This is a genomic window from Cellvibrio sp. ATLC23 (assembly GCF_057196725.1).
This window is the reverse complement of the sequence record NZ_JBXUOS010000007.1, coordinates 171,578-197,764: the sequence shown is the minus strand read 5'-3', so window position 1 is coordinate 197,764 and position 26,187 is coordinate 171,578. Positions and strand designations below refer to the sequence as shown.

The following is a 26,187-nucleotide window of genomic DNA, read 5'->3' as shown; positions in this document are numbered from 1 at the left end:
AAATCCTAAGGCAGGAAGAATGGATATTTTAATTGTTGATGATGAAAACCTCGCCCGGCAGCGCCTGCTGCGCATGGTGGAAAAAATCGAAGGGTTCACGGTGGTTGCAGAAGCCGACAACGCCGAGGATGCGCTGGTCGCCATCACTCAATATGACCCGGATATAGTGCTGCTGGATATTCGTATGCCCGGTCGCGACGGCTTGAGCCTCGCGCAGGATATCGCCGAATTGGAGGATGCACCGGCAGTGATTTTTTGCACTGCGTTTGATCAATACGCACTGGATGCGTTTGGCACTAACGCCGTAGGTTATTTACTGAAGCCAGTGAAAGCCGAGCAGCTGTTACAGGTGTTGGACAAGGCCAGCAAACTCAACAAAATCCAGCGTGTGGCGGCGCAAAAAAATCATGCACCGCAACGTGAAAACCAGCGCACACACATCTCTGCTAAAACGCGCCGCGGCGTAGAGCTTATCGCGCTGGAAGATGTGCGTTATTTTCTCGCCGATCACAAATATGTCACCGTTTATCATCGCACCGGTGAACATCTGCTCGACGAAACCCTAAAAGAATTGGAAGAAGAATTTAACGAGCGTTTTGTGCGGATTCATCGCAACTCGCTGGTATCGATCAAACATATTGAAGCGCTGGAGCGCAATGCGCAGGGACAGTATCAAGTGCGCTTGGCGGATATAGAGTTGCGCCCCGTGATTAGTCGTCGCCATGTGAGTAACCTCAAAGAATTATTAAAAGTGTTGTGATGATGGTTTAATTTTCTCGCTAAAAATCCCTCGCATATTATTCACTTCCGATATTTATCGTCACTCCCGCTTGCGGGAGTCCAGTTGTTGACCTTTGGCCTTATGGATCCCCGCTGCGCGAGGATGACGACTCCCTATTTCCGTAGGTCATCGTCATTCCCGCGAGCAAGTATTAGAGAGTTTAATTAACGGCAGGTCACTGCAGGCATTTCTACACTGCCGCCATTGGTATTGCCCTGAAATCCAAACTCAACAGTTTGCCCTGCGCCTATGGTGCTATTCCAGCTCACGCCAGTTGCGCTATACGGATTGCTACCACTGAGTGACACATTCCATGAACTGGTAATGCGGTTGCTACCGGAGTATTGCCAGCTGGCGGTCCAGCCGGATTTGCTGCTGGTGCCCGTATTGGTCACGCGAATGGCACCGGTAAATCCTGACCCCCACGCATTGCTCACCACGTAAGTACAGCTCACTCCGCCGGTATTGGCGATACTGCTAGAAGCTCTGCTCGATGCCGGAATTGAGCTGGGTGCAACACTGCTGGCTGGCGTGGAACTGGGAGCGACACTGCTTCTGCTGCTCGATGCAGGCGTAGAGCTAGGCGCGGCGCTGGAGGCTGCGCCACCCTCAATGCCGTAGGGCGCGGGTAATGCGGCGCAGCTGGTGCGACCGACACAGCTCTGCTGATTATCCCAACCCCAGCCACTCGCGGTACTGATGCAAATCGGGTAGCGAGTGCCGTACCAATTGCAGGTTCCGCCACTTGCCAGTGACGATGCGGTACTGGAGCGGCTGGATGAGCTGGGCGCTACCGATGAAGGTGCTGATGAGCTAGGGGCGACGCTGGAGCGCGCGCTGCTGGTGGTACCAGTGAAATGTGTGGCTAATTTGGAGGTGGCCTTGATCCCGTTGGTACTGTTGATCAGATAATTGCCCCAGGTGCTGAGCGACGCCGCGTTCCAGTTATTCACTATGTCCAACTGCGCACAGCAGCTGCCATTGCCCGACCAGCTCCAGCCCAGGTAGCCGATGCCCATATCCTGCGCGTATTGCAAAATCGCCTCTTCCGCCACATTGCTGCCGCCGTGTTCGGCGCCAAATTCCCCAACTACCAGCGCTAAACCACGGGTTTGAAAGCTGTTCATATAGCTCTGCACAATGCTGGCGTTGTTGTACACCTCGTACATGTGTACGGAAAAGATCGTATTTTTCAGCGTGTCCGCAGCAAAAATGCTTGGTGCGTTATCGCGCATCGCGTTTTGCCAATCCTGCCCCCAGTTGGCCGCATCCACCATCAACATATGGGTGAGTCCGCCGCTGCGCAGGGCGCGGATGGCAGTGATGTGGTCGGCGGTATAAGTCGCCGCTGAGGTGCTATTGCCAAAGGGTTCGTTGGCGATATTCACAATCACGTAATCTTCCTGCCCAGTAATGGCCGCTTTGATGTCGCTGCTCAACCAGTACTCGGTCGCGCGGCTCATATGGGTCGCGGCCGCGCTTTCGCCATAACCGGTTGAGTCGTGTACTTCCAGCACGCATACGAGTTTATTGGCTTTACATTGATTGATCACATTGGTCACATCGGCGCCGTTATTGCGCGTCCACTGGGTGCCGTTGCTCAGCACCACACGCACCGAGTTGGCACCGGTCGCGGCTATATCTTTTAACGACTGGGTGAGGCGGTCGGTATACCAACTGTGCGCGTGGTTGACCCCGCGAAACACAAACTTGTTGCCGTTAGGGTCGAGCACTTGGGTGCCGTTAACCGTCCAACCGGCAAACGCCGGCGCGATCATGGCGGAGGTAATGAAGGCTAAAGCGGTTTTTTTGAGAAGCTGTTTTTTGAATGTCGTCAGGCGTTTCATAGTGGTTTCCTTTGGGCAGCAAAAAGCCCTTGCAGGCGGGATTGCTGCAAATAAACGTTATTGTGGGTATTGGGGCGACTGCGAAGCTGCCGGTTGATTACATTGCTCGATTGCCCTGAGGTGCTGCGGCGCTTACTGGAGAGGTATCGCCTGTTGTTATTGTTACAGTCAGGTTTGCGCGATTTTTGTAATCGGTTACATGATAGGCTTATTTGAGTCTGAATAACAAGCCCGGCTATGTGTGCAAGCGCGTACTGCTGCACAAAAATAGCAATTCAGTACAGAGTGCGGGCTGTTTAGCTGAAACAGAAAAAACTATTGGCGGTGAGGCGCCCTTGGCGTGGGTTGGTGCTCAGCCCGAGTTGTGCGCTGATATCGCCGGAGTGCAATTGATTGCTGCGGTAGACAATCGCGCGGTTAAATACTACTGGGACTTGGTAGATGCGCTCAAATAGATTGGTGTCGCCATTGATGTAATTAAATTGCGATTGCCGCTCGTTCATTACTTCTTGTTTGAGGATTTTAAAATAGTCCGTCAAGCGTTCCTGATTAATGCTTTCAAAGCCGGTGCTGCGGTGGCGATAAAAAGAGGTGCCGCCAAAGGATTCTGCACACAAATAATGCACCATGGCGAATTGCATTGAGTCGTGGGTATCTATGTGCGGCACCGATTGAATTGGGCGCAACTTTTCTGGCGCTGTGCTGGTAAGTGAAAAAGCGCAGAGGCTGAGCTGTGCTTTTGGTTCGGGCGCGATGGAAAAATGCTCGCGCACCAGCGGCGTTATGGTGTGCAAACTCCGCACAGGGTAAACGCCCAGAATCGGTTTGCGCAGGCCGGGATAAAAATCGCTCGCCTGCGCGATAAAATCCGGCTCGCTGCAAGCTTGTTCTATTAAGTGTTCCGGCGCTGCAAAAAAATTATCGATAATCAGTAGCGGGTTTTGCTCCCGCCCAATTAGTTCTACGCGCACTTGTTGCTTGGTTAAATCAGGCATGAGCCAAACGCTCGTTCTTTTTTTGGATCAAAGCATAAACCTGCCCGAGCGAGGCGAGCATGGTATAAATCGGTTGCAAATAACCTTGCTGTTGCAGCGCCAACAGTTGGTTTGCGTCTAATTGCGCCATGTGTTCTTCGTTAATAGTGTACAGGCCTTGCACGCGCTGCTGCTGCGTGTTGGCAAAACTGATATCCAAGGCCATGGGCATAATTAAATTCAGGCTGAGCAGGGTTTTAATAAAATCTTGCGTGCGAGTTTCGCCTTCGAGTAATTCGGCGAGTCGTGCTTTTATCCTGTGCAAAAAATCAGTTTCGTTTCCCGCAGAGTCAAATATCGCTTCACCTTGGCCAGTGGTTAACGCACTGCTGTTGGTGTCTAAACAAATCAATGGCTGGCCATTATCCTGACCGATAAAAAACGGTTGGCGCATGATATTGAGCGGGGTGTAAATACTCTGCCATTGCTCATTATTCCAAAATAAATTTTCCCCGTTTTCAAAACCCAGCAGCGCGACAGTTAAAAAATTTCCCGTCTCACTATTTTTGGTAAATACAATTGGGTAATGGACTACCAGACGTAAAAATTCACTCAGCACCACTGGCACCAAATTATTGCTCGCGCCGAGTGATTCGACCAATCCGGTATCAATGCGCAGGGCTTGGTGCAGTTGATTGTGCAGTGCGACAAAATTAGTCATAGGATTACTCCTGTCGGTTCTGTTGAGTAAGCGCCCGGTGGGCACTTAAATAGTTTGCAGGCCATGCAAATGGATTTTGTTCAGCAACTCGCGGTTGCTGGGTAAGCTGCGTGTCACTTGCGCAATATTTTTTTGATTTTTTAGAAATTGTTCCTGCGCAAACGCGCTGTCGTGCAATAGGTGTTGGCTGTATTGGTAGTGAGTTTCAAAACCCATACCGTAAAGCACGTATTGATAACTCGCCGCCGGGAAGACTTCATTGTTGCTGGTAAAGTCGTGGTCGCCTGGCGGTTGGTAGCGCCAGAGCTGCATTAGCTCTTGCAAGCTTTGCGGAATAGTGGCCGGGTCGCGGTTATCAATCCAAAAGGTGTTATCGGTGCGTTTACTTAAAATATAATGCAATTTTAAAAAATCAATAATGCGTGCCCAGCGGTATAAAAAAGTCTCGTTAAAGCGTTTGGCGGTAATATCCATCACTTCCCTACACGCCGGTAATTGTTCTGCGATCATGCTGGCCGATAATTCGACTAGGACTAACGCCGATGCTTCCAGTGGTTCTAAAAACCCTGCTGATAACCCGACTGCCACACAATTATTTTTCCAAAATATTTTGCGGTGCCCGCAGTGAATCGGAATTTTGCGCAAACTGAGGTCTTTAAATTGTTTGCCTACATAATCTTGTAACTGTTCGGTCGCGCGCTCTTCACTGGTGTGACGGCTGGAATAAACATGGCCAATACCGCGCCTATGCAGAAGGCCTATATCCCAAATCCAACCCGCGTCCTGCGCGGTAGAAATGGTATGGGAAGCAATGGGTGCATCTTCATCTTCATAGGGCGCTTGCACGGCGAGCGCGCTATCGATGAATAACACATCGCTGCAGTCGATAAACGGTACTTGTAAATGCTGACCCAATAACAGAGATTGAAAGCCGGTGCAGTCGATAAATAAATCGCCAGCAATAGTGCCTGCTTGCGCCGTATTCAGCGAAGCTATATCACCGTTCCCGGCTGAATTAATGCTGGTGACATCGGCAAGAATGTGTTGTACACCCAGTTTTTCGCAGCAATGTTTTTGCAAGAAAGTGGAAAATTTCCCTGCGTTTAAATGATAAGCATAATTGGCTACGGCATTAAATTCCGGGGTGGTAATCATTTTAGGCGCAAGGCCAAGTTCGCAAACCGCTTCCTGAAAACAAGTGGCAGCAGAAAAAGAAGGCATAGTGTGATTGCTATTGCGCGCGCTTTGCCAGTGCGCTGCTAAATTAGTTTTGCCAAAACCTTGCGGCAACATCAATGGGTGATAATAAAAATCGTCCGCTGTGCCGCTGACCCAGCGCGAAAATTTTGCGCCTTGTTTAAATGAGGCGTCGCACTCGCGAATAAAATCGGTTTCAGAAATGCCGAGCTTCATTAGCGTGGCGCGCATGGTCGGCCAAGTGCCTTCGCCTACGCCGATGGTGGGGATATTGGGGGATTCAATCAGTGTGACATTGATATTTTTGTTGTCCTGGGCGCGATGTTGCGCTGCGATGCGGCCCACTGTAAGCCAACCCGCTGTGCCACCGCCGACAATGACAATATTGGATATTTTATTATTCATAGGCGACTCGCCAGTAATGCATTAAAACTAAATAAAAAGGGCCGCTGCGAAGCAGCGGCCTAAAAATCATAGCGGACAAAGGCTATGAGTTGTTCACCCGACACTAACTGCATTAAAAGCTGGCACGCACACCCAGAGCCCAACGGCGACCACTGTCTTCTACTAACAATAAATGGTTGTCGTAACGGCCGCGTTTATGAGTGTATTCCTCGGTGAGATTAATGCCTTCAACAAATACCGTAATTTCATCGGTAATGTCATAACTCGCGCTTAAATCCCATTGCTCGTAATCTTCCACAATAGTGGGGCCATTGCCGTTGCTTTGCGTCAGTGATTGCACAAACTCACCGCGCTGATTGTAGGCCAAACGAATTTGTACTGGACCTTGTTCATAGAAACCAACCAGGTTCATTGAATCACTTAAACCGGTGAGCGCAAATACTTGGGTGACATCGGCTGGGTCAAGTTCTGCATCGCTATTTACTAGCGTTGCGTTAAACATCATGCCAAAACCCGATTCACCAAAGGTGTGTTGTACGCCGAGTTCTACACCGTCTACGGTTGCATCTTCACCATTATTCGGCAGAGTATTTTTAAATACCGCGACTGAATCATTGGCATCCGCTGCGCCGGTATTGTTGCCGGTGGATGGATCTAACAACATGCTGCCGTTAGGCAGGGTAAACGTTTTATCGGCAATCGAATTGACAATAAAATTCGCCACATCTTTTTTGAAGTAACCAGCAGACACATAACTCGCATCGCCGTAATACCATTCCCAACTTAAATCAAAGTTGTCTGACTCAAACGGTTTGAGTGCTGCATTACCGCTGGTGGAGGTGAGGTTACCGCCTTGACGTGTGGTGGTAATTACTGTGACTGGCGCCATACTGGTAAGTGTAGGGCGGGTTAAACTTTTTGATGCGCCCATGCGCACTACCATGTCATCAGTAATGTCTAGCTTGATGCTCATATTCGGCAAAATTGCATCGTAACTGTTATCGACATTAATCGCTTGCGCGGTGCCGAATTCAGCGAGCATTTCTGTTTCGTCCAAAATGCGCAAGCCGGTCACCGGCGCTTCAGTGCCAGTGACAGTGACATCGGTAGTTTCAACACGTACACCGCCAATGGCCGAAATAGGCATACCGTTCAGTTCGCCTGCAAATTCCGATTCAAGGTAGAACGATAGCGTGTCTTCTTTTACCACAAATGAGTTGTCGCGTTTGACTGCGTCAAAATTTTTGCCGCTGGTACTTTCCAGATAGGCAAATTGCGCTTCGCCATCGTGAGCGAGCCATTGTGTTGGCATGCGGCCGCTACCGCTCACGCCACTGAGGAAGTCACTGCCTGCATCAAATACATATTGCATATCGGCAGGAATAATCGGTGAATCAGGGTAGCCACAATAGGTACAGTGAATGCCTACACCTTCATTATCCCAGCGATCCAGAGCTTTTTCTTCACTGGAAAACATGGTGCCGAATTTTACTTTTACTAAACCGGAACTGCTGTCCTCGTCCCAGGTGCCGTCCATTTTAAATTGATTGACTTCATCTTCCACTGCCCAACCGCGACGCAGCATTACGTGAGCGCGGCTGTTGCTTTTGTCCAGCAGATCACCTACACCGGCAGGTGCAACATAATTAGCTGCGCTTGGATCGCGGTAAGCTGTGCCGTTTAATTCTTGTTGTCCGGAAAAAATGTTGGGATTGGCAGTAGCGAAATCGCTCGCCAACGGCAGGATATTATTGTCTACCTGAAAGCGTACCCGGTTGGCATAGCCAATAAGTGACAATTGATCGCCGCCGCCGTTATTGGCCGCGCGCTCTGCGGTTGACGTGGTGATATCAAAATTCAAATTTAATTTGTCGCTTGCCTGCCAATCCGCATTTATGCCAAACAGTGAATTTTTAGTGAGACGATCAAATTTCTTCGCGTGCATATCAGTCGCTAAACCGACTTCCTGACGTAAATCAATCACAGTGCCGTTGGTATCGGTGACTGCGTCGGTAATATTCGGTGCGGTAAACCAGTGGCCATAAGACAACGCATTGGTTTCTACATCAAAATCGGAATAGATGGCATCGGTGGTGATGGTTAAATCATCGGTCGCGGCAAATTGCAGAACGAGTGATGCGTTAGTGCGCGTGCGCTCTTCAAAGGTGACTTTGTGATCGTAATTGCGTGGTGAAAAAATCGTGGTGCCTGCCGGTACACCAGCGCCGCCATTTAATTCAGCTGTAGGGATGCCGACATTTTCCAGCCATCCATCCATTTGCGCTTGATTTAATCGGGTGTCGCGCTCTTGATGAGACAGTGCAAGCAGTACACCGAATTTGCCATCGTTAAAAACATTGCTTACCAAGCCTGAAACCTGCGGTGTGGTTTCTTCGCTATTTTCTTCCAGTGCTGCTTTAACACTGCCGGCAACTTTAAAATCGCCAATATCAAATGGGCGCGCCGTTTTTACGTTGACGGTTGAACCAACACCGCCCGATTGCATAGTGGCTGATGAGGTTTTATACACTTCCAAACCGCTCACCAATTCCGAGGCAACTGTATCGAAACTAAAGGCGCGGGATAAGTTTTCAGTCGCCATTTGGCGGCCATTGATTAATACAGTGTTGAATTCTGGGCCAAAGCCGCGCACGGTAATTAATTGGCCTTCACCGCCGGACCGGTCAATCGATACACCGGTAATTCTCTGCAATGATTCGGCGAGATTGGTATCGGGAAATTTGCCTATATCTTCTGACGAAATCGCATCCACCACACCACCAGCTGCGCGTTTAACATCCATTGACCGCTGCAAACTGCCGCGAATACCGGTCACCATTAATTCTTCGACTTGTTCGGTCGCGCCCGATGGAAGGTTTGTGTCTTGTGCTATTGCCTGAGTGCCGGCAACCGTGGTGAGTAGGCCGATAACGGCGCTGAGTTTATTTTTATTGTGCATTGAATCCAACTCCTCGTGAGACTGATTGGTCGTAATGGTTAGCAGACCTTTCTCGTCAATCTTCACACTGAGTTGTGTATTCGCGACTAACAACTTTGCAGCTGTTTCGATGGAATAGCGCCCGATTAATTTATTTGCCGTTATTTTTGCTGCATCATCAAATGGAAATATCAGCGTGATATCGGCTTGCTCGGCAAACTCAGTGAGTGAAAGATCTGCTCGTTGCTGAGGTATGTCGAACTGGATAATTTTAGTGAGAGAATTTTTTTCTGCCCATGCAGACGTAGGCGCGCCTACCGCAAGGGCAAAAAATAATAACCGTAAAATTGCCTGCTCGTGTAACTCAGCCGCAAACATCTTGCTTGCGTGCTTAATAGACGAGGAGCCAATTTTTTTCCGCCATATCAATGAAGACATTTGCACCGTGAACACTTTTTTGTGGTTTTATTGTGGTTCTAGCTGTACTTGAATCTTGTGCCAGATGCTGTGGCAGGATTCATTTTTTTGGTTGTGGTCTTGGTTTGACAATGAAGCTTAAAGACTTGCACGCCAAGGAACAAGTGGTGGCATGATAAACATCTATATAGTCTGCTTGACTATCGATGTGGGTTTCTCTGTCGCCGACTCGCTAGCCTTGGCACCCAATAGAGAATAGTTGAATAATACGAATTTGCCCGCCACAGATGCTGTGGCGGGCAAATTATGAAGATGTATGAATCGAAGCGGGTAATTCGATGTTTATTGTCTGGCGCTCAAGCGGATTTTATGTGTGCCTATGCGCTGATTTTGAATATTAAAATTTTGTTCCAATGCGGAGAGTAATCCGTCTACATCGCCCGCTTTAAATAATCCGGCGATGCGCTCCTGTTTGATACTCTCATCTGCTACTTCAAATTGCACCGAGGTGTAGCGATTAATTTCTACAAGGGCATCTTCCAGTGTTTCGCCGCGAAAAATCAAATTGCCCTGACGCCAACTCAACTGCGCAATGATTTCATTTTCATCCGCTTTGGCGATAGTTTCCTGCGCTGTGCCCAAAGTTACTTTTTCACCTTTGGATACCGCCATTGATGAAGCAGGCAAGCGTTTTGCGACTATTTTTTCAAGGGTTTTTTGTGCTTCTTGTTTGGCCACTAACACTTTTCCGTCTGTTACCAGCAGCGCCACTTCCTGATCATTGTGAATGCGCACATTAAATGCCGTGCCTACCGCTTGCACGACTTTATTGCCCGCCACCACACTCAGTGGGCGTGTTTTATCGTGCGCTACTTCAATATTTAATTCGCCGCGCTCTAATAAAAATAAGCGATGCGCTTCAGTGTATTTGACGATCACCCGGCTATTGGTATTCAACACCAGTAGTGAGCCATCGGGCAAGTTGACGTTAGAGTGTTCGCCCACAGCGGTTTCATAAACGCCTTCTACATTATCTTGCTCGCTGTGCAGCCACGCGAGCAGCGAGTTTTGTTGTGGTGTAATTAAATTCCAACTAAATACCAAAGCAACCAATACCAGCGATGCAGCAATCGCGCCGTAAAAACGCGGCTTGCGCACCGGTGCTGCTTGCGGCGCTTGAAATAAATCGGCGAGGCGCGCGAGGCTGTCCATCTTGTCCCACAGCCTGGCCATTTCAAACAATACCGTGCGATGTTGTTCGCTGGCAGCGAGCCACTGTTGCAGCTCATGCTGTTCCGCCGCGGTTAATTGACGATCCAAGCGTGCAATCCACAGGCTGGCTTGATCGTAAATCTGTTCGCGGTTGGGGAAATCAATAATATTACTCATGGTCTGCTCCTCTCGCTCGGAGCTGAATTTTGTTGCATGGGTTGCTGACTGCCGTTGCTGTGCAGGGCAGCCATAAATTGGGTGCAGCGTTTAATGCCGGTCGCTATGTGTTTCTCTACGGTGTTCTCACTAATGTCGAGTTTGATGGCAATTTCTTTTTGCGAATAGCCATACACTTTTTTCAGCACAAAGGCTTTGCGACATTGCAACGGCAATTGCCGCACTGCCTCGCAAAAAAAGCCAAATTCCTGATTGGCGGCCACGCGGTCAAAGGTTTCATCTGCGCGGGTGGTAAAGCCTACCAGCGCCAAATCCAAATCGTCATCCAGGCTCACGCTCAGGCGTGTTTCGGCGCGCTTTAAATGATCCAGCGCCAGATTCTGCGCAGTGCGCAACATAAACGAGCGCGGAAACTGGATCTGCTCCGGCGTCTCTACCTGGCATACCCGCACATAGGTTTCCTGCACTATGTCTTCCACTTCTTTGGGCGGCACCAGCCGCGACACAGCGCGTGCCAGAGTGCTGCGCAGCGCCACAAAGACGTTGGCGATAGAGTCCTGTGTCGGCTCGTTTGTGCGTGCATCGTTATTGGGCTTGTTGTTATTGGACTTATTGTTGTTGGACATGGGCTTCAGCCACCAAGATAATTTCCTCATAGTCCATGACGATGCAGGATGAATATTCCGCCATACTAGCGGAATATTTTTTATCGAGCTGGATTGTTGGGTTATCAAAAGCGGAGAAGTTGAATCAAAATCGCATAGTCAGGATCGGCTATTAAGCTGCTGGTTCAACGTGTCATACAAACGAAAAACCACTGGGATACTGATGGTAGCCATCAAAATCGCCTTTGCTTAGGGGCACATCTGCCTGGCGGGCGATGCTGTAAACCATGCACAGGTGAAAGAAAAAATTTGGTAGGGCGTAGTAATTCAGATATTCATCGGCGGCTAAATTTAATTCGTTAAACCCGGCCTTATCCTGAATCCACTCCGGCGGCTGATGGAAATCAGCGGCGGGAATCGCCTGCAGATAGGCGATGGTGTCATCCAACTGTCGTTGTAATCCCTCATAGGTTTCTTGCGTGTTATCAAAACTGATGCGCTCGCGCCGGGCGAGTGGGCAGCAGGTGCGCAGGGAAAAATTCGCGGCGGTACGTATTTGCGCCAGCAGCGGCAGCATGTCGCTGTGCAGGCTGGTATAAAGCAGTGCAGGGTTGTGCTGCTGATGCTCGGCAATTTTGTTCACAATCAGTTTGAGTTGCTTCAGGTAGTGAATAAAAATTCCGGAGGGATTTTGTTGCATAAAACCATCTCACATGTTTGGTTGTTAGTGAGTTAAAAATAGTTGAAGGAATTGCATCCGCAGGGATGCAATTCTTTGGCGGCTTACCGAGTGAAAATTATTTCTTGCGGAACAACAAAGTTATCCGATTGGATTCACCAATCGCCTGATTTGCGGCTTTTTGCTCATCGCTAGTTCTTAAACTCGGCGGTAAACGCCACACATTGTCGTCAGCTTGCGGATCGTCTTTGGGGTTTTTGTTGATGTCATGTTCACCCGCAAATTCAAATCCTGCCGCTGTCATTGCACTAATTAAACGCGAGCGTTTTAAATAACCACGGCTGCCATCGGCCCAGGCATCGGGTTTATCTTCGCTCATTGCGTGTTGCACTATACCGACTACGCCGCCGGGTTTTAATACGCGATGGGTTTCTGCCAATGCCTGTGTTAAATAATTTCCTTTTGCATCAAACCGTGCGAGGTTGTGCAGCGCGCGAATAAATAATACCGCGTCCACCTTGCCGGTTAATTCTGCTGGCAAATTGGCAAAGGTATAAGCTTCTGCCGCTGCGCCGTCGGCACCACCCCAGGTTTTTGCATCCACTGCCCACTGCGCAGGCCAGGCCTTGCGCCCGTCAATAAATTCCGGTGTTGCCCAAGCGCCAAATTCCGGCCACATGGTGAGGCTGTAATCCACCCCAATCAAACGCCCTTGTTTACCCAAATAGGGGAACAGGATTTGTGAGTACCAGCCCTCGCCGGGCAGTGCTTCTACTACTGTATCGCCCGGTTTAATACCAAAAAATTCGAGGGTTTCCACCGGGTGGCGTGCATTGTGACGAGCTTGGTGTTCAGCGGGCATGCTTTGGGTGATTTCAACCAGCCGTTGTTTATCTGCAGTGGTGAGCGATGTGCTGGTGGTATCTGTCGCACAGCCGTGCAAGAAGATGGCGGCGGCCAAAAGGGCAATTTTTTTCATGTCAGGATTCCTTTATTGATGAGAAAGCTCGCCAGAGTGTGCCAGCCAATAGCCTCAGCCAACAGCACGGAAGGATTATTTTTTGTTAAGGCTAGCGCTAAAGCGAGATATAATCCTGCTTTCAGTCAATTCTCAAGGAAGATGCTATGCCCACAATTTCTATGTTTTACGGTCTGATTATAAGGATGTACTACTTCGATAATCAGCGACACAGCATGCCTCACATACATGTGGAATACCAAGATCACAAAGCGGTTGTTGAGATTCCGTCGGGTAGATTGATTGCAGGTAGCCTTCCGGATAATAAAGCGAAATTGGTGAGCGCGTGGATTGAGATTCACAATGATGAACTAATTGCCGACTGGAAGTTGGCGTTAAATGGCGAGCCGGTATTTAAAATTGATCCATTGCGATAGGTGGTAAATGAAATGAATCCCGCTGTAAAAGATGTAGAGCCTCTGGATAACTACAAGCTCAAGCTCCTTTTTACAAATGGAGATTTAAAAATATTTGATGTGTCCCCGTATCTTGATAAGGGGATTTTCTGCGAGTTAAAAAACGAACATTACTTCAAGCAAGTGAAAGTGGTTTCTGGCTCAGTTGAGTGGCCGCATGAACAGGACTTTAGCAATGACACTTTGTATTTGTTGAGTGTTATATCTGATCATTAATACGGTTTCATATGATTTTAAATTGAAAATTTCAATTTATTTTTAGCTGATTCACTAGGTTCCGACCAAGAGTTTGTCTGCCATAAATGGGACGCTTTGGTGTTATTAGATTGTCTGTAAAAGATATAGGCGCCCGGAAGCGCCTATCCTCAACACATGTTATTTACACCTCACTAAAAAACACCAAGAGTTATATCCATATGCGTGGGCATCTAAAAGCTCCGTGCTATTTTTCTTGCGTCGATATCTACAAAACACCCACCGAAACCCTTTGGGCGCTTGTTTGTGAGCTATATCTTGCATAACAAATTCCTCGCCTGAAGTGGGAGGCGAACAACAGAACTTGCTTTGAGTTAAGGAATCCACTAACCTAGTTTTGCGACGACTAAGGGGGTGGGCCTCCCATTCCTTTAATCAAAAAGGCAGCCGATTTCGGCTGCCTTTTCTCATTCTACAGCTTGTCTTTCTTGGCTAATGCTTTGATAACCATGGCTATTCTTTCTGCCTCATGCTCCGATAGATCGAATGGTATGTGTCTGATTTCTACTGTCAAATCCGATCTTAGTGGGATAGGAAAAACAAATCCTTTGGTTTGCCCTGAGTGATTTAGGTGGGGCTCCTGCTGTGTTCGAATCTCTGGTGGGGTTAAGTCTTTGGTTTGTGGCTTCGTTGTTTTAGGTTTTATTTGATTGGACTTGTTGCTTTTGCTTGATCTTTGAGCGATCCCTGGTTTGTAGCTCATTGGGTTCTCTGTGTAAGCGAAAAAGTCGCTTAGTGCGGTTTTAAGTCTACTTTTGTAAACTTGCATACTAGATGGCGTCATGTTTCTTCCTTCAAGATTCGCGAATCTAGTGCAAACACTTTCCAGATCTATCGACCTTAAGTCGCATTCTTCTGTCTCATCCAAATTCCCCAAAAGTCTTATCGCTGCATTCTTCCAGTTGGCTGCAGTTGCCGACTTTACCAGACCTTTTCTTGATACATAATCAATGAAGCTGTAGAGGTTATCTCTAGAGTAGTTCGGGGTGTTCATAACTTTGGCATCCAAGATTGATGTGAGGCTACTTTAAATCAAATTAATTGAGGCTGCAATATCAATTTTCAATTTCCTGCTTAAATTTGATTTTTTAAATTAAATCCTTATATAACATGTACTTATGTGCAATTATCTATTCAATTCTATGTTTGAGATGTTGGTTTTTTTGTAGATTTTGATTGATTTGATGTGCGGGGTTTGCTGATTTTTATTTATGATGCTCATAAAAAACCCGCCGAAGCGGGTTATTTTGGTTTTGACCGAATGCCATCCCTGATCTTGTTTTTCGCTTGCTGTTTAAATTAGTAGACCAGAGTTTGCATCGCGTGAGCGGGGATGTTTACGCTGGTTTCTATGTCGCCAATATACAGGCGATAGTCGATGGCTGCATCAGTACTGTTCATTACCACGGTAACTAATTGGTTGTTGGTATTCAGCCACGAAGTGGTTTGCAAAACGCTGCGGCTGGCTACGGCGCTGACGCGTTTGGCATCGGGGCGGATAAATTTGGAGAAGTGGCCGAGGTAGTAATAGGTCGGGGTGTAAATTAATTCGCCGTTGTTTTCATGGATTGGCGCGAAGCAGAAATTGCCAACATGGTTGGGCCCGCCGGTGTTGTCGAGCAGAATATTCCAATCCGTCCAGGCTACTGCACCGGAGTTGAAGTCGTTAATGATCGAATCACCGTAGCGCTCAGCGTTGGGCCAGTAGTGGAAACGTTCGGCATTAAATTTTTCTACCGTGGCTTCAGTTACCAGCAAATTCAGATTGGGGTAGGCACGATTCACTTCCGCAACATTGCCGTACATTGGCTTGCCGCCCGCCCAAGTTTCATACCAGTGGAAGCCAACGCCCCACACATATTTTGCCGCTTCCGGATCATTCATAATGGTATTGACGCGATGCACAATTAAATCGCGGTTGTGATCCCAGACAATAATTTTTTTATCGCCCAAACCTTCTTGTTGCATTACCGGGCCAAGATGATTTTTTAAAAAATCGCGCTCGTCTTCGGCAGTGTAAATCATCGACTCCCAGGTCTGTTTTGCCATAGGTTCGTTTTGAATAGTGATGCCCCAAATCGGAATGCCTTCTTTTTCGTAGGCTTTAATAAATTTGGTGTAGTACATGGCCCAAGCGTGGTTGTATTCGGGCAGTAGTTTTCCGCCTTGTAACATATTGTTGGTGTCTTTCATAAACGCCGGTGCGCTCCAGGGGCTGGCGTAGGTGGTGATCTCGCCGCCAGCTGCTTTGATCGCCGCTTTGAGCATGGGAATGCGATATTTTTGATCGTGTTTGATGTTGAAGGTTTTTAATTCTTTATCGCCTTCTTCGATGTAAGTGTGGCTGCCGCTGGCGAAATCTGAACTGTGGATAGTGGTGCGCAACAGGCTGTAGCCAATACCGTCTTTTTTATCGTAATAGGCTTTGAGCAATTCGGCTTTTTTCTTGCTGCTTAATTTTGCAAAGGTTTCTGCGCTCGCATCGGTAATCGCTCCGCCAAAACCTAAGAAGCTTTGGAATTGTTTTTGCGGGTTCACGTAAATCGCAATATCTGTTTCCATATTTTGTGTTGCGGGTTTAAAACTGAGTGTGTCGGTTAGGCTCAGTTTTTTATCGCTATCTTTGGCAGTGGTGTAAACACTCAGGGTTTTTGCTGGAGTATCGGCAGCCAGCGCACCAAGGCCGGGGCTGGCCAGTGCGAGTGCGACGATTAATTTTTTAAGGTGTTTATTCATACTTGTGGTTCTCGTCTTTTGTGGTTAAAAATTGAGTAGAAATTTTCTTGATACTTGTCTAATTGGGTAAAAGCAATGGATCCCCGCTGCGCGAGGATGACGACTCCCTGTTTAACGAGTTATCGCTATGCTCACGTTGCGAAATCCTTTTTTATTTCTCTGCCGTCACCCCCGCGTGCGGTATCCAGTATTAGGTGTCGTCGTCACCCCCGCGTGCGGGGGTCCAGCGGTTGCTTTACTGCTTTTTAATTTCAAACCAATTGATATTCCACTCTTTGCCGATGGAGCGGAAACGCAGTGTGTGGTTGCCTGCACTTAACGCAAATATCGCACTGGTTTTAGTGATGTAGGTTTGCCAGCCGCCGGTTGCCGCAACCGTTTGGGTATCGACTACTACATCATCGATCAGCACTTCAAACCCGGTGCTGCCGGTTTGGGTGGCGAGGCGATAATCAATGGCGTAATTGCCCGCAGTGTCGGCTTTGATTTTGAACTCGATAAAATCACCCGTTTCAAAATGACCAACGTTAGTGCCGCCGCCTATATCACCGCAGGCTTCGGTTTGAATGCCGCTCATGGCCGTGAATTTTTCGGCTTCGATTTTTGCGGGCACTGCCACAAACAGCAGTTGGGTGTTGGCCTGTGCGCTGGCGTAACCCTCTGCGATGCTATTTTTTGCGGCGACTGAGTAGTAGTAAGTTTCCTCTTCACTCAGGCCGGAATCGGCAAAGTTGGTGACGGTGAGGCCTTCGGCGATCAAGGTGCCTTTTGCCCCGGCACTGGTTGCGCGATAGACGTTGTAAGTAATACCTGTGCCGGTGACAGCCGCCCAGGTCAGTGCAACGTTGTTGCCGGTTTGCACCAGCTTGAGATTGGTTGGTCGCGCCGGGTAGTCAAACACGTCGTTGTGTTCATCGGTCACCAACCATTTGGCCAAACCACTATTCACGTCATAGCCCACTTCGCCGTAGCTTTTGAACAGGGCTTCGATATCGGCAATCGGCGCGGTGGTGAAATCCACTTTGCCCGCGTTATCGACCACATCTTTACCGGCTACTGGTGCCTCTTCGATCAAATAAATCTCCGCCCAGGTATTCACGCTGCTATTGCCTTTGAATACACCGCTAAAGCTGTAGGTCTGGCCGCCTTTAAGGGTGACTTGCTGGTAAAGCGCGCCGTTAATTTCACCGGTTACGCCAGCTGGGCGAGTGATATGCATCACGGCGCCATCGCTGCCGGTGGGGGCTTTGCTCGCATCCACACTGTTGTAGTTGAAGTTGAGTGAGCCGCTGATGCTCAGCTCCGACCAGCCGCCGCCCGCGCCGAAGCTGCTATTGGCGAGCAGTTCTTGGTTAGTGGTGTTGTTTTTCAGGCTGATGTTGTCGAAGGTTACGTCGGGACTGGCGCCATCGTTAGCACCGGTTTTAACCACCAGATAATAGGTTTTATCGCCCGTGCCACCAGCGATGATAGTGGTGGCTTTTTTGGCACAGGCCTCAGCGAAGCTGGAATCCCAGTTGTTGCAATCCCAGGTGCTGGCTTTGGTGATCAGGCCAACGCCGGTATCCAAACTGGTATTGATTTCATTGGTCACCATGCCCCAGGTGCCTTTGCCCTGGCCGCCTGCAACCGAGACAAGTTTGTAAGCCCAGCTGGTGGATGCCCAGTTGTAACTGGCGTAGGTGTCGTAGGTGGCGCGGCCAATTTTGCCGCCTAATTCCAAACCGGCGGACTGCCAGGGTTGGAATTCACCCATCAGCATGGGCGTTTTGAGTGCGGTTAACTTGGTGTTCCAAGCGCATACACCACTGGTGCCGGTTTGACCGCACTTGAGCCAATCGCGGTGGATATCGTAATGACTGTCGCCGGGTCTATCACCAAACAGACCGGGGTAGGGGTGCAGTTCAAAGGCGACATTGCTCATGCCTTTGGCAACCGGGTCGCCATAGACTTCGATATCGCCGTAGTGGCTGGGCAACATCACTATGTGTTTGCTGTCGATCTTGCGGATGGTTTGGTACAGCTCTTCTACGCGCACCGCCATATCTTGCGCAGTTGAACCCCATGGCTCATTGAGCGGGTCGTAAGCGGCGACGGCGGGTTCATCTTTGTAGCGAGTGGCGATTTGCTCCCACAGCCATTTGGTGCGGTCTTGATATTCGGTATTGGTCCAATATTTGTTCTGGCCAGAGCAGCCGGTGTGATCGTTCGGCGTTTGGCCGCCGAGCGCGCCGTGTAAATCGAGGATCACATAAATGCCGCGTTTTTTTGCTTCGGCGATGGACCAATCCAGGTAATGCCATGCATCGGCACGCAGGGTTCGAGGATTTTTTTCGTCCTCGATCACATTCCACAGGATCGGCAGGCGTACGACATTAAATCCGAACGCCTTAAGTTGATCCCAATCGCGCTCCTTGATCCAGTTATCGCGGAATAATTTGATCAGGCGCTCTTTTTCGTCATAGCCGAAACGCTCGGTGAGTTTGGCCTCTAGGGTGCATTGGTCGTGCACGCCGTTGCCGCCTTGCCCCATCATCCAAAATTCTTGCACCAGCCAGTTGCCGAGGTTGGTGCCTTTAAGCAGGATCGGCGTACCGCTGGCCTTGACCCATTGGGTGCCCTTGGTTTTGAGCATGGTCATGCCTTCATCGGGCGCGATACTGCTGGCGGCGCTGGATGAGGATGGCGCTACCGATGCCGCTGATGAGCTGGCTGGCGCCGATGATTTACCGCTGCCGCCACTGCCGCCACCACAGGCGACAAGGCCGATGATGCAGGTGCTGAGCAGACTGGTTTTCAAAGTGAAAAACGGGATTTTGCTGTTGAAGTTAGTCATAGCGGATTCTCTTATTGTGTCCATAGTTATTGTTTGGCATTTCTTATAGGTGCCATGTTGTATTTGCCACGAGAATCCTGACCTATAGCGCTGGCACATGCGCCCGTTTAAATTTACTCGAACTGGTTCAGGTTGGAGTTTGCCTAAAATGGGAAGCGTGCCAGCGCTGTTTTTCGATAGAAAACCCGGCTTCGCGTCCTGCTGCGTGCAACAGAACCTGAAAGTAAAAAATGGGATGGGTTTGGTTGAGCTAGGGAGGAGATCGGCGGGGCAGTGTTAATTCATTCTTTATGGATACCTGCGCTTGTGGTTGGATGCTTGTCTATTTATAGTGGTTTCGCTAATACATTTTCGGAGGTTTTATGAATGCACAACAATTAATCGCCGAAGCGAACGAGCTGCCGTTGGAGGATCGCGCACTGCTGGTCGATTCGCTGCTGCATAGCCTGAATGCATCCTCTACTGAACTGGATCAGCAATGGCTTGCGGTTGCACAGCGCCGTTTGGATGAAGTGAAATCTGGCAAGGTTGCCAGCGTTTCTGCGCAAGAAGTCTTCGGCAAAATCTGGAACCGCTTCGATAAATGAAAGTGGATTTTCACCCTGCAGCAGAAGCGGAATTAAACGCTGCTATCGATTATTACGAAACCTGTGAGTCGGGTTTAGGGTTGGCATTTGCGTTAGAGGCCAATCTGGCGTTGGAGCGAGCGGTCAAATATCCCAGTGCATGGGCACCACTCGATACAACTTTTCGCCGCACCTTGCTGCGTCGTTTTCCCTTCGGTTTGATTTACACAATAGACGAAAATAATCTGCTGGTTGTGGCGGTTATGAACCTTCATCGAGAGCCGGGCTACTGGCAAAACCGTATCGAATAAATCGGTGCTTAACCAAGTGAAACGCTTCTGATAACTGTCTTTCCGAGTCATTTTTTGTAAATGCCTTGATTTTGTAATCTGCCGTCTCCAAGTACGTAACTGGACATTGATTCCATTTAAAGCGAGTGAGTTATTTATCGTCCGTATTTTTATGGTGTCGTTAAGCCCACTATAGGGCAATTGATCGGAGTAGCTTATGCAGATTCAAATCAACAGTGATCACAATATTCAAGCAGACGAACGCTTGGCTGAGTATGTTCGCACTACCTTACAGAACAAATTAAACCGCTTTGCTGACCACGTAACCCGTATTGAAGTGCATTTGAGTGATGAGAATGGCAATACCAAACATGCAGGAAAAGATAAGCGCTGCATGCTTGAGGCTCGCCCAGAGGGTAAAGAACCAGTAGCCATTAGCGAATTCGCCGACACAATCGGCCAAGCGGTGAGTGGCGCCGCCGAAAAAATGCAGCGCAAATTAAGCTCAGTACTGGGTAAAGCGCGCGATAAAAACACCCGCGCAGAAAGCCCCGACTTTGCTGAACCTGGCGCCCCTGATTTTGTCGAGCCTGATGAAATGGTTTAATACCATCTGTGTCAAAACCTATCGCGCAGCCGCGCAATGCGTGCTGCGCTGATGTGTTTTATTTTTTCTGGTGAGAAAATTGGCGGGGCGATTTAGATAGATTAAAACGTTGAATTTCCGAAAACGGCCAAAAGCGGACATTGGATTTACTATAAGAAATCTTGGATTTATCCTTAGATATCTTCGCCGCTATTTAACCAATATTCACGAACCCAGCCATTTGTCTCTATAAATGCTTATTGTTAGTCAATAAAATTGATTATCTTTTTACAATTGCCATTTTTCTTTTAATACGCTGAGTAATTCCTTTTGACGCTTTTCGAGAGAGACAGGGGTCCACTCTTCGCTAGCCAACACCTGAGTAGTTAAAATGTACGAAGACACTTTCTTTTTTCCTGAAAAGTAGACTTGTTTCTTTTTATCGAAATCGTAATTTTGCGCTTGCGCATTTCGCCGCATCGTCAACGGAACAAGGTTCCCCAGTTTATGCACCCAAGCCTTACGCTCAGCGACATCTTGCCAGGTCTTAGCCCACTCACTCATTGGGTCAACTGTTTGCGGTAGAACATGCTCAATTGTTAACACTGTGGGATCATATGATGCAGCGCCATCAGATAAGAAATTATCTAATCGCAAGATAATATAATTTCGGCGTCTTGGTGTTAATTCGTATATATTCCCATTCAATGCCTCCAGCATTTTTTCCTTTTCTTGATTTGTCAGCTCAATGCCTGTAACCGGCGAGCCCAATGAATGGATCGCTTCTAAACCGATAATTACTTTATTATAACGCTCAATTCGCTCATTGATATTTAGCGCACAGACATGCATATATGCTGCTAGACGTTCTAACCGCTCAAAAAACCATGCTACATATTTTGGATCATCTTTTTTTTCAGATAGAAATTTGATGGCCGGTGGAATCCAGTCGGAGTTATCAATTCTATTTAACCATTTAAGACAGGCATTCACTTCTTCAGCATCGGAAACTGCTTCATAGGCGCTCTGCTTAACTACAGCTAGAGCTACTGCATAAGGCTCTAGCACTTCACTAATAAGTTTTTCCGGTTGAGAAACTTTAGAAATGACAAACGTCCGAAACTCATCCAGCAGTGATTTCCTAGCCTTTTCCTTCGAAAAAATCATACGAACAAAACTAAATAAGTCATTGAATCCGCTGCGCCCAAGCTCCACCTCCATATCTTCCCAGCGTTCATTATAAGTGTCGCGCTCTTCATCAGTTTTGAGCTTACCGATAATATCGGCCTTAATAATATCGGTCGGCTGAAGATCTAAACCTCGACTATTCATTACGGAGAAAACACGAAAAGCAGATTGTTGGCTAGGGGTAGATACAGCTACAAGAAAGCAACGCTGAAGGAGAAATGCTACAAAGTTTTTTATTTTTTCCGCATCCTCTTTGAAAGAGATATGAACCTTATCTTTAAACAAGTAACTATTTCTTTTAATGTTTAGGCGGGATTCGTTATCCAAACCCTTATCATCCATAGAAAAGAGCTCATCAAATCTTAACTCTTGTACATATTTCAAGAAAAAAGCTTTATCACGCTCTCGCAATGTCAATCTCGGTTTGGGTTCTAACCCCTCAAATTCATTTCCAGGCTCTAGAATATATTTACAGAGCGTATCTCGTTGATTGCCGTGCATGGTAGAAGCTAGCACAGACAATAAAATCGTCAGCGTCGTCAATCTTTGCTGCCCATCAATAACTTCTGAATATGGAATGCCTTCCTGTTTGATCAAAACGACACTACCCAAAAAGTACCCCTCTTCTGGTTCTGAGCTGTAGAAATCAAAAAGGTCGCCAAACAGTTCCATAGCCTGATCGACCGTCCATGCATAAGGACGCTGGTAGGATGGAATGACATATTCAAAATCGGAGCTGAAAATTTTTGCTAATGGATATTCTGCGCCACTGATTTTTTTGCTCATTTTGGCTCCTTAAATTTGTATATTATTTGCGTTTAAAGTTATGAATTTTGATCGTATGTCAACTTTGGGCGCCTGGACACATTAAAAATTAGAGTAGCTCAATTGCATTGCATAACGGCCAAGAACGGACGTTCGATCCCACAGTCTTGAGCAGCTGTCAGCGCTCTAATTATAAGCCAGCACACTAAGTGCGCTGGTTGCTACTCTTCTTAAGGTTTTGTCTGGCAGCTTGGCTCCAAGCTGTCTGACTCCCGCAATAATTTTCGAGTGTATTCTGTATATGACAGATATGTAATATCAATCGGCACACCATATAGTTATTCAATTTCATTCAAGACTTTTTTCGCATCGTAGAAAACTTTCAATGGATACAAACACTGAGTTTGTACAAGTTACAATGCTGAAAAACCAGCAGCCAATAATCCTTTTCTTACGTCATTTACAGATATGTCTTTTCCATTAAATAACGAGTGATCAATCACAGCAATAAACTCTTTTTTTGGTCTGGTAAGCGCAACATATATTTTTTTCCACTCTTTGTTGAATTTTTTCGTAGAATTCAAACCGCTCTGAGTCAAGTATTTATAAGTATTTGGGGTTAATATTAAAATGCAGAAATCGGCCTCAAGCCCTTTAACGGCATCAATGCTAGATATGTGAAATTTCTCATTCTGCTCATCAGATGCAGTCTCGGCAATCTGGGCATATATTTTTGCCGAATAAGAAATTCCATGTCGTTTTAAAAAGGCATTGATAGCAGGCTTAAGACCAAGCCTAGCTACTTCTGCGTGAAATATCATCCGAGATGCTTCTAAAAATATATCCGGATCTTTGTCCAAGCAGCTGCTTCTAAGAAGCTCTTTAACTTCATGATTAAAGTCTGGATGGGAGTTTTTCTTGGTGGTATATGGTCCTATTTTGCTTTCAATACAAACAAGACTATCTCCATTAATATGCCGATCAATGAATGTGTCGAATTCATGGTGGGTTGATTCAATATATCTTAGAAATCCGGTCTCTGTGCTAATGCTTGTTTGCTCTTGTCCTGAATAGCAAAATTTATTTGATATGCTCAGAATTTCAGTAGGTACCCGCCTGGTCACATTGTTATGAGGATGAATTTTTACAAGCGAATTTGGAGTATCCTCGTATTTCTTAATAAACTCCGTGAACGTACCTGAATATTTTATAGCCTGCTTGGGATCGCCAACCATGTATATGTCGACCACATCGAGGCCAAGTATTTCAAATACGCGTAGAGCTATTTCATCCAAGTCCTGAGCTTCATCGAGAAATATTTTCCCGATACAGGCGGAAAATATTTTTAGTATACGGTCAACCCTTGCTTTCTTCTCTTTTGTATTATTGCCGCTATAGGTTTTATCTACAACGCGACGAGCCGCAGAATAGACTTCCTCAACATGCATTATTTTTTCAGCTTTTAGTCGTTTTATCTGCGTCGCTTTATAATTGGGACTCAGGTGCATATTTGAGGCGGTGTTATATTGCTCGCCAAGCACAAAAGGTGAGAAAGGATAAATTATTTCGTTAAGCAGGAATGTATGAAACGTCTCGATTTCTACTTGGTCTGGAACGGCTTTTATTTTTTTAATTATTTCATGCTCAATCTTTTCCTTAGCAGCATTTGTATAAGTCAATGCATATATTTTTTTGTGAGAGTTTTTATCTACGCAGCCGATAATTGCCTCTGCTAGACCATAAGTTTTCCCTGCACCAGCTCCGGCTACTTGAATTTCAATCATTTTATAAAGTCTATTACTTCTTGAATATGCTTAGGAAGTTCAATTGCTTTCGGATTCTCTTTGTGAAGCATTGCATCACAAAGCCGGAGCATTGACTCTGCCTTATTGGCAATCATATGGTCGCCAACCGCAACAGCGGTTGCGGAAGAATCAAGCCCATATATTTCCGCAAGGATTTGACGATTATTTGCGGTATCCACCAAATCATTTTCAAGGGTGTATTTGATGGTAGTTCTCACGCAGATGTTATCGTTCTCAGTATCGTATTTGTCATGTTCGATTTTCGGGTTCGGCTGATCGTCAAAATCCCGAATCACCCCGATTTTCTTTTCTTGATTCCCTTTGTTTACACGAAGCCATATATCGAGAAACGTACGGAAGCCTTTTTGCCCGACTGATATCACTTCGATAGTATTAAGCATGTCCACTTCTTTTATAAGAAATGAATTGATCAACATTTCTTCAGTCGTGCCTTCAACCAAAATAATTTTATCGGCGAAGAGAAGCTTAAGGATGTCAAAATTCGGGCGCTTTCTAAGGTAATCATTAAGTTCGGACGGACTGTTTTCCAAGCTGATCGCTTTGCTACCAGAAAACACTATCACGTTTGATATGTTTAGCTTGTTGATGACCGATGGGTTGTGCGAGCTTACGAAAGTTTGTAGCAAGGTATTTTCGGATTTAGTGCTCTTATAGATAAAATCTGTCACTAGTCGCAAATTGTTGACGCCCAGATGAGATTCCGGCTCCTCAATGCAGCATAAATTAAAATAGCCTTTATCAGTTTTATAAAACTCAAAAAGCAAAATGATATAGATCAGATTTCTCTCGCCTAAACCTCTTTGATATAAAAATTCTTCTCCCGTCTTCAGGGTTATGTTTGACAAAATATTCTTCAAATTTGGCAAATTGGGTATGCATTCAATATTATCAATATAAGAAGAGAAGTTTTTGAACTCCGGGTCTAGCTTGATTATTTTCTTGAATGTTTCTGTATCCTCTATGGCTTTAAAAAAATCGGTATAGGCGTTATTAATGGCAGCTTTTTCAGGCGTTTTTAAAGTATTGACTAGCATTCTTGTAAGAAGGCTATTTGCCTTCATTGTATTGCCTTCAGAAAAGTCATCTCGCTCGGCGCCTATATTGTTAATGGATAGACGCCTCAGATCATTAAAGCCGATTTGCTTTTCATTGTTTGTTGACACAATTTGGTAATCAAAAAGCTCTACTGGAAAAGTAAACCAACGTGCCTCATCCACTTTCGTTGCGTTTTTCAATAATTCCTTAACTGCTGCAAGTAAGTCCTGATCATTTTTTGGCTTGAAGTCATATCTAATCCCATAGACCTTACCGCTGATGTCAGCGGTAAGCCATTTCTGAAGCAGGGCTTCCTCGTATTCATCTTTAGGGTCAATTATCTCAATCTCGACGGAGACCTTGGGTATCAAGCTAATTAACTCGTCATCCAATTTCTTCTCAATCACGGCTTTATAGAAGGAAATTATTGATTGAGTATGGATATCGGAAACTTTAAGACGCTTTTGATTAGAGCTAATATCATTCCCACCCAAAGGCAGGGAAAGAGCCGAGAAAAAGCTCGATTTCCCCGATTCATTCTCTCCAACGATTAAGGTGAGCTTGGATAAGTGAGGAACAACAAACTCGGAAAAACAGCGATAATTTTTAATCTCCACCTTTCTTATATGCATAGGATCCCTTGTCCTTAATTTTGATTCAGTCTTGGAATACTGTATTCGATAGCCAATTAGTTATCCAAGTGTTCCACTCGCTCAT

At 46.8% G+C, this 26,187-nt stretch carries 21 protein-coding genes; 6 read left to right on the top strand and 15 right to left on the bottom strand.

What is annotated here, in order from left to right:
* Nucleotides 1–19: 19 nt before the first annotated feature.
* The gene (locus AC2CG4_RS13125) at nucleotides 20–760 is read left to right on the top strand and encodes a LytR/AlgR family response regulator transcription factor (protein ID WP_484486689.1); all 741 of its coding nucleotides are present in this window, start codon (nucleotides 20–22) and stop codon (nucleotides 758–760) included.
* Between the two features lie 185 nt (nucleotides 761–945).
* On the opposite strand, the gene AC2CG4_RS13120 is transcribed toward AC2CG4_RS13125, so the two are convergent.
* The 9 genes from AC2CG4_RS13120 to AC2CG4_RS13080 form a co-directional block, all read right to left on the bottom strand.
* Complete coding sequence (locus tag AC2CG4_RS13120) at nucleotides 946–2,628, bottom strand: cellulase family glycosylhydrolase (protein WP_484486688.1); 1,683 nt, start codon at nucleotides 2,626–2,628, stop codon at nucleotides 946–948.
* Nucleotides 2,629–2,924: 296 nt separating this feature from the next.
* The gene (locus AC2CG4_RS13115; RefSeq protein ID WP_484486687.1) at nucleotides 2,925–3,623 is read right to left on the bottom strand and encodes a DUF6445 family protein; all 699 of its coding nucleotides are present in this window, start codon (nucleotides 3,621–3,623) and stop codon (nucleotides 2,925–2,927) included.
* Entirely contained in the window at nucleotides 3,616–4,323 is a 708-nt protein-coding gene (locus AC2CG4_RS13110; protein WP_484486686.1) for a SapC family protein, read from the bottom strand. The genes AC2CG4_RS13115 and AC2CG4_RS13110 overlap by 8 nt, the downstream gene beginning before the upstream one ends.
* A 45-nt stretch (nucleotides 4,324–4,368) precedes the next feature.
* Nucleotides 4,369–5,925, bottom strand: coding sequence for a tryptophan halogenase family protein (locus AC2CG4_RS13105; RefSeq protein ID WP_484486685.1), 1,557 nt, complete (start codon nucleotides 5,923–5,925; stop codon nucleotides 4,369–4,371).
* 112 nt (nucleotides 5,926–6,037) lie between these two features.
* Nucleotides 6,038–9,301, bottom strand: a complete 3,264-nt coding sequence (locus AC2CG4_RS13100) for a TonB-dependent receptor (protein WP_484486684.1) — start codon at nucleotides 9,299–9,301, stop codon at nucleotides 6,038–6,040.
* 321 nt (nucleotides 9,302–9,622) lie between these two features.
* On the bottom strand, nucleotides 9,623–10,669 hold the full coding sequence (locus tag AC2CG4_RS13095; RefSeq protein ID WP_484486683.1) for a FecR family protein: 1,047 nt from the start codon (nucleotides 10,667–10,669) through the stop codon (nucleotides 9,623–9,625).
* Nucleotides 10,666–11,295, bottom strand: a complete 630-nt coding sequence (locus AC2CG4_RS13090) for an RNA polymerase sigma factor (RefSeq protein ID WP_484486682.1) — start codon at nucleotides 11,293–11,295, stop codon at nucleotides 10,666–10,668. The genes AC2CG4_RS13095 and AC2CG4_RS13090 overlap by 4 nt, the downstream gene beginning before the upstream one ends.
* 172 nt (nucleotides 11,296–11,467) lie before the next feature.
* Nucleotides 11,468–11,974 (bottom strand): DUF1993 domain-containing protein, encoded by a 507-nt coding sequence (locus AC2CG4_RS13085; protein ID WP_484486681.1) that lies wholly within the window; start codon nucleotides 11,972–11,974, stop codon nucleotides 11,468–11,470.
* 97 nt (nucleotides 11,975–12,071) lie between these two features.
* The gene (locus tag AC2CG4_RS13080) at nucleotides 12,072–12,932 is read right to left on the bottom strand and encodes a class I SAM-dependent methyltransferase (protein WP_484486680.1); all 861 of its coding nucleotides are present in this window, start codon (nucleotides 12,930–12,932) and stop codon (nucleotides 12,072–12,074) included.
* A 146-nt stretch (nucleotides 12,933–13,078) separates the two neighbouring features.
* Here AC2CG4_RS13080 and AC2CG4_RS13075 point away from each other — a divergent pair, with 146 nt between their 5' ends.
* Together AC2CG4_RS13075 and AC2CG4_RS13070 are read left to right on the top strand one after the other, a co-directional pair.
* Nucleotides 13,079–13,348, top strand: coding sequence for a DUF4160 domain-containing protein (locus AC2CG4_RS13075; RefSeq protein WP_484486679.1), 270 nt, complete (start codon nucleotides 13,079–13,081; stop codon nucleotides 13,346–13,348).
* Between the two features lie 12 nt (nucleotides 13,349–13,360).
* Nucleotides 13,361–13,603, top strand: coding sequence for a DUF2442 domain-containing protein (locus tag AC2CG4_RS13070; RefSeq protein ID WP_484486678.1), 243 nt, complete (start codon nucleotides 13,361–13,363; stop codon nucleotides 13,601–13,603).
* Nucleotides 13,604–14,054: 451 nt separating this feature from the next.
* On the opposite strand, the gene AC2CG4_RS13065 is transcribed toward AC2CG4_RS13070, so the two are convergent.
* The 3 genes from AC2CG4_RS13065 to AC2CG4_RS13055 form a co-directional block, all read right to left on the bottom strand.
* The gene (locus AC2CG4_RS13065) at nucleotides 14,055–14,636 is read right to left on the bottom strand and encodes a hypothetical protein (RefSeq protein WP_484486677.1); all 582 of its coding nucleotides are present in this window, start codon (nucleotides 14,634–14,636) and stop codon (nucleotides 14,055–14,057) included.
* Nucleotides 14,637–14,941: 305 nt separating this feature from the next.
* A complete protein-coding gene (locus AC2CG4_RS13060) occupies nucleotides 14,942–16,378 on the bottom strand; it encodes a glycoside hydrolase family 30 protein (protein WP_484486676.1) in 1,437 nt (478 codons plus the stop codon).
* A 235-nt stretch (nucleotides 16,379–16,613) separates the two neighbouring features.
* Entirely contained in the window at nucleotides 16,614–19,214 is a 2,601-nt protein-coding gene (locus AC2CG4_RS13055; protein WP_484486675.1) for a cellulase family glycosylhydrolase, read from the bottom strand.
* A 362-nt stretch (nucleotides 19,215–19,576) separates the two neighbouring features.
* Between AC2CG4_RS13055 and AC2CG4_RS13050 the strand changes: the two genes are divergently transcribed.
* The 3 genes from AC2CG4_RS13050 (at nucleotide 19,577) to AC2CG4_RS13040 (ending at nucleotide 20,677) form a co-directional block, all read left to right on the top strand.
* The gene (locus AC2CG4_RS13050; protein WP_484486674.1) at nucleotides 19,577–19,801 is read left to right on the top strand and encodes an addiction module protein; all 225 of its coding nucleotides are present in this window, start codon (nucleotides 19,577–19,579) and stop codon (nucleotides 19,799–19,801) included.
* Nucleotides 19,798–20,091: a hypothetical protein gene (locus AC2CG4_RS13045; protein ID WP_484486673.1), complete on the top strand. Its 294-nt coding sequence runs from the start codon at nucleotides 19,798–19,800 to the stop codon at nucleotides 20,089–20,091. The genes AC2CG4_RS13050 and AC2CG4_RS13045 overlap by 4 nt, the downstream gene beginning before the upstream one ends.
* Nucleotides 20,092–20,287: 196 nt before the next feature.
* Complete coding sequence (locus AC2CG4_RS13040; RefSeq protein WP_484486672.1) at nucleotides 20,288–20,677, top strand: HPF/RaiA family ribosome-associated protein; 390 nt, start codon at nucleotides 20,288–20,290, stop codon at nucleotides 20,675–20,677.
* A 267-nt stretch (nucleotides 20,678–20,944) separates the two neighbouring features.
* On the opposite strand, the gene AC2CG4_RS13035 is transcribed toward AC2CG4_RS13040, so the two are convergent.
* The 3 genes from AC2CG4_RS13035 to AC2CG4_RS13025 form a co-directional block, all read right to left on the bottom strand.
* The gene (locus AC2CG4_RS13035) at nucleotides 20,945–22,630 is read right to left on the bottom strand and encodes a DUF262 domain-containing protein (RefSeq protein WP_484486671.1); all 1,686 of its coding nucleotides are present in this window, start codon (nucleotides 22,628–22,630) and stop codon (nucleotides 20,945–20,947) included.
* A gap of 392 nt (nucleotides 22,631–23,022) precedes the next feature.
* Nucleotides 23,023–24,393: a UvrD-helicase domain-containing protein gene (locus AC2CG4_RS13030; RefSeq protein WP_484486670.1), complete on the bottom strand. Its 1,371-nt coding sequence runs from the start codon at nucleotides 24,391–24,393 to the stop codon at nucleotides 23,023–23,025.
* Nucleotides 24,390–26,102 (bottom strand): ATP-dependent nuclease, encoded by a 1,713-nt coding sequence (locus AC2CG4_RS13025; protein WP_484486669.1) that lies wholly within the window; start codon nucleotides 26,100–26,102, stop codon nucleotides 24,390–24,392. Before AC2CG4_RS13025 ends, AC2CG4_RS13030 begins: the two co-directional genes overlap by 4 nt.
* Between the last annotated feature and the right edge of the window lie 85 nt (nucleotides 26,103–26,187).

Bases quoted from the DNA above. Each gene is read 5' to 3' on its own strand.
- AC2CG4_RS13125 (WP_484486689.1), top strand. From the start codon at position 20: ATGGATATTTTAATTGTTGATGATGAAAACCTCGCCCGGCAGCGCCTG.
- AC2CG4_RS13120 (WP_484486688.1), bottom strand. From the start codon at position 2,628: ATGAAACGCCTGACGACATTCAAAAAACAGCTTCTCAAAAAAACCGCT.
- AC2CG4_RS13115 (WP_484486687.1), bottom strand. From the start codon at position 3,623: ATGCCTGATTTAACCAAGCAACAAGTGCGCGTAGAACTAATTGGGCGG.
- AC2CG4_RS13110 (WP_484486686.1), bottom strand. From the start codon at position 4,323: ATGACTAATTTTGTCGCACTGCACAATCAACTGCACCAAGCCCTGCGC.
- AC2CG4_RS13105 (WP_484486685.1), bottom strand. From the start codon at position 5,925: ATGAATAATAAAATATCCAATATTGTCATTGTCGGCGGTGGCACAGCG.
- AC2CG4_RS13100 (WP_484486684.1), bottom strand. From the start codon at position 9,301: ATGTCTTCATTGATATGGCGGAAAAAAATTGGCTCCTCGTCTATTAAG.
- AC2CG4_RS13095 (WP_484486683.1), bottom strand. From the start codon at position 10,669: ATGAGTAATATTATTGATTTCCCCAACCGCGAACAGATTTACGATCAA.
- AC2CG4_RS13090 (WP_484486682.1), bottom strand. From the start codon at position 11,295: ATGTCCAACAACAATAAGTCCAATAACAACAAGCCCAATAACGATGCA.
- AC2CG4_RS13085 (WP_484486681.1), bottom strand. From the start codon at position 11,974: ATGCAACAAAATCCCTCCGGAATTTTTATTCACTACCTGAAGCAACTC.
- AC2CG4_RS13080 (WP_484486680.1), bottom strand. From the start codon at position 12,932: ATGAAAAAAATTGCCCTTTTGGCCGCCGCCATCTTCTTGCACGGCTGT.
- AC2CG4_RS13075 (WP_484486679.1), top strand. From the start codon at position 13,079: ATGCCCACAATTTCTATGTTTTACGGTCTGATTATAAGGATGTACTAC.
- AC2CG4_RS13070 (WP_484486678.1), top strand. From the start codon at position 13,361: ATGAATCCCGCTGTAAAAGATGTAGAGCCTCTGGATAACTACAAGCTC.
- AC2CG4_RS13065 (WP_484486677.1), bottom strand. From the start codon at position 14,636: ATGAACACCCCGAACTACTCTAGAGATAACCTCTACAGCTTCATTGAT.
- AC2CG4_RS13060 (WP_484486676.1), bottom strand. From the start codon at position 16,378: ATGAATAAACACCTTAAAAAATTAATCGTCGCACTCGCACTGGCCAGC.
- AC2CG4_RS13055 (WP_484486675.1), bottom strand. From the start codon at position 19,214: ATGACTAACTTCAACAGCAAAATCCCGTTTTTCACTTTGAAAACCAGT.
- AC2CG4_RS13050 (WP_484486674.1), top strand. From the start codon at position 19,577: ATGAATGCACAACAATTAATCGCCGAAGCGAACGAGCTGCCGTTGGAG.
- AC2CG4_RS13045 (WP_484486673.1), top strand. From the start codon at position 19,798: ATGAAAGTGGATTTTCACCCTGCAGCAGAAGCGGAATTAAACGCTGCT.
- AC2CG4_RS13040 (WP_484486672.1), top strand. From the start codon at position 20,288: ATGCAGATTCAAATCAACAGTGATCACAATATTCAAGCAGACGAACGC.
- AC2CG4_RS13035 (WP_484486671.1), bottom strand. From the start codon at position 22,630: ATGAGCAAAAAAATCAGTGGCGCAGAATATCCATTAGCAAAAATTTTC.
- AC2CG4_RS13030 (WP_484486670.1), bottom strand. From the start codon at position 24,393: ATGATTGAAATTCAAGTAGCCGGAGCTGGTGCAGGGAAAACTTATGGT.
- AC2CG4_RS13025 (WP_484486669.1), bottom strand. From the start codon at position 26,102: ATGCATATAAGAAAGGTGGAGATTAAAAATTATCGCTGTTTTTCCGAG.